Annotated in this window: 3 protein-coding genes; 2 read left to right on the top strand and 1 reads right to left on the bottom strand. The window is 68.3% G+C overall.

Annotated elements, in window-relative coordinates:
* Positions 1–128 precede the first annotated feature (128 nt).
* Positions 129–980, bottom strand: a complete 852-nt coding sequence (locus tag AC1DR7_RS20175; RefSeq protein WP_256776633.1) for an acid phosphatase — start codon at positions 978–980, stop codon at positions 129–131.
* Positions 981–1,239: 259 nt separating this feature from the next.
* On the opposite strand from AC1DR7_RS20175, the gene AC1DR7_RS20170 reads away from it, so the two are divergent.
* Together AC1DR7_RS20170 and AC1DR7_RS20165 are read left to right on the top strand one after the other, a co-directional pair.
* The gene (locus tag AC1DR7_RS20170) at positions 1,240–2,121 is read left to right on the top strand and encodes a lipase family protein (RefSeq protein ID WP_457320293.1); all 882 of its coding nucleotides are present in this window, start codon (positions 1,240–1,242) and stop codon (positions 2,119–2,121) included.
* Positions 2,122–2,131: 10 nt separating this feature from the next.
* Positions 2,132–2,851 (top strand): DUF4785 domain-containing protein (locus AC1DR7_RS20165; RefSeq protein ID WP_478076660.1); only part of this gene is annotated, 720 nt, incomplete at its 3' end.

The following is a 2,851-nucleotide window of genomic DNA, read 5'->3' as shown; positions in this document are numbered from 1 at the left end:
CGGTCGACTCTACCGGGTTGGGGTGGTCGCACAGTCGACCAACGGTCGACTCTACCGGGTTGGGGTGGTCGCGCGGCCGACCAACGGTCGGCTCTACCGGTAATGCACTGCCGTCGGCAGGCGTCGCGTTACAGCGCGCTCGCCGGTCGCACCTTCAACACCGCCTCTTCGGCCGCGCAATCCCGCGCGGAATGCAGCCCCGCCTTGCGCGCGGCGGCGATCTCCTTGCGCGCGGCCAGCAGGTCCTTGTTGAACGCGGCGTTGTCGTGCAGTCGTGCCACCGCGGCGGCGCCCATGAAGCGACCTTCCAGGATGTCGCTCTGCCAGTGCACGTTGCACACCAGGCGGCTCTCGCCGTAGTTGCGGCCGCGCGCCTGGATGGCGTCGGCGCGATCGGGGACGATCTCGGACAGTATCAGCGCCCAGGTCCAGCCGATCGACGTGTGGCCGGACGGATAGGAGCCATTGCCGCGCAGGTCCTTCTCGTCTTCCGGCGAGCAGGTCGGCTCGTTGTTGACCATGAACGGACGCGCGCGCTGGTAGTGCTTCTTGGCCGTGCGGGTGGCGGCACTGGCATCGATCCGGCTGCGCTCGAGCAGGCGGTACAACGCCGGGGTCTTCACTGCATCCACGTCCACGTCGATGGCGCAGGAGAACTGGTTGGCACCGGCCGGGAAGCCCAGTTCGGCGTCGCGATGGGCCTGCGCGAAGCGCGGGCTGCCGCGCAGCGCTCGGGCTTGGCGACTGACCTGTTCGTCCAGCGCGAAGCCGGCCGAACCGGCCGCCGGCGGTGCGGGCACCAGTGCCAGGCTGTCCGGCACGGCATCCGACGGCAGGTAGCCGGTCGCCTTGGTGGTCACCGAAGCTTCCACCGCCGTCGCCCCGGGCGCAGCCGTCGTCGCACAGCCTGCCAGGGTCGCCAGCAGGGCGGTGGCCAGCAGCGGGCGCAGAAGTGCAGGAGCGCGCAGGGACGAAGGCATCGGCAGGTCTCGAAGAGGGGAGAGCCGCATGATCGCAGCTTCACCTGGCCGCGACAGTGGCCGTTGGTCATGTGGCCAGATCCGGCACGGCCGGCGCTTGGATAACGGAAACCCGCTACTGGTTCACGGTTTTCAATGGAGGCGCGACATAGTTTCGCCAAAGGCGCCATCACTCGTCATATCTCTATGGATAGATGCACTACATGGCAACGCGGTAGCGCCGGTCATCAGGGGGATCACCTGCAAGGGAGCAAAACGGATGCGAAGCAACGCGGGAAGGACGGGCGGTGGACTCGCCCTGGGCTTGATGCTGGCGTGCGGGAGCGTGCACGCGGCCGATGTGGTGGGGGTGGCGTTCGTGCACGGCACCGGCAAACAGACCGATGCGCGCACGGACTACTGGCAACCGGCGATCATCGACACCGTGCGCCAGGGGCTGCCTGACAGCAGCAACTACACGGTGGTGAACTGCGATTTCGAACAATACATGTGGAAGCCCGAAGCGGCCGGCTGCCTGGCCGGGCAATTGACCAGCTTCATCAACACCCGGGGCATCACCAGGCTGGTGGTGATCACCCATTCCAACGGCGGCAACGTGGTGCGCTGGATCCTGTCCAATCCCACCTACGACAGCCGCTATCCAAAACTGATCCAGACCATCAGCAAGGTCACCGCGCTGGCGCCGTCCTCGGCCGGCACGCCGCTGGCCGATGCCGCGCTCAACGGCAACACCTTCGAGACCTCGGTGGGCTGGCTGCTGGGCTACAAGAGCGATGCCGTGCGCCAGCAGCAGGTGGGGCACATGGCCACCTACAACGCACAGAATCTGTACGGCACCGCCGGGCGGCCGGCGTTGCCGAAGACCTTCCGCGTGGTGGTCGGCTCGGACGTGGAATCGGCGGTGTGGGACAGCAACAGCTACTGCGGTGGCTACGCGCAGAACGTGGGCCTGGAGTTCACCCAGAACTGGTTGAACAGCTGCTCCGATGGGTTCCTGGAATGCAGCAGCCAGAAGGCCGCCGGCAGCCTGTGGTTCACCGACAAGGCGCGCACCAAGGGCGCCGAACCGCTGAGCCACAACCAGAGCCGCCGCGAGTGCTTCGGCCTGGGCACGATCCTGCGCAACGACCTGACCCTGTGAGGAGTACACCATGACGTCAAGACTGATGATTGCCGCCGCCGTCGCCGCGGCGATGGTGGCACTGCCCCTGCAGGCCGCACAGCCGTTGCTGCCGGCGCGCAGCAGCGACCAGGTGGCACCGCGCGTGGAAACCGCGCCGCTTTCCGGCGATGCCATCGAACGTGCGCCGGTGACCTTTGCCTGGGCCCTGGATCCGACGCAGGCATTGGCCGCCCCCGTCCCGTTCGTGGCCAGCAGCCGCAGCTACTGGGAGATGGTGGATGCCGTCACGTTGCAGCGTGGCCTGGACCTGCCGCTGACCGCCCCCGATGCGGTTATCCAGGTCAGCCCGGTACAGGGCGCGCGCGCATTGGCGCCGGAGCAGTGGGAGGTCCGCGATCCGGCCGGGGTGCTGGCGGTGGACAAGGTAGTCGACGCGCAGCAGTTGCGTGCCGCGGGCATGCGCGTGGGGCAGGGCAGCGCGATGGTGCGCACCGGCAGCAGTGCGGCGGTGGGCAACTACCGGCTGCAGAGTGCGCAGGCCCAGGGCCGCTACGTGGTGCAGGTGCTGGAACCCAACAGTACGTTTGCACTGCAACTGCAGGCCGACCGCCAGCAGGTCCTGGCCGGCGGCAGCGTGGCACTGACCGCGCGGTTGCTCGATGACGGCGGCAGCGCCGCGCTGGCCACCGGCAGGGCCACGGCACGCGCGCTGCCGGCCGGCGGCGAGGCATTGCTGGTGGCGCCCGAC

The organism is Stenotrophomonas sp. P5_A9 (assembly GCF_056400525.1).
This window is presented reverse-complemented; position numbering and strand designations above follow the sequence as displayed.

Excerpts from the sequence above, each read along its gene's own strand:
- AC1DR7_RS20175 (WP_256776633.1), bottom strand. The coding sequence starts at position 980 with ATGCCTTCGTCCCTGCGCGCTCCTGCACTTCTGCGCCCGCTGCTGGCC.
- AC1DR7_RS20170 (WP_457320293.1), top strand. The coding sequence starts at position 1,240 with ATGCGAAGCAACGCGGGAAGGACGGGCGGTGGACTCGCCCTGGGCTTG.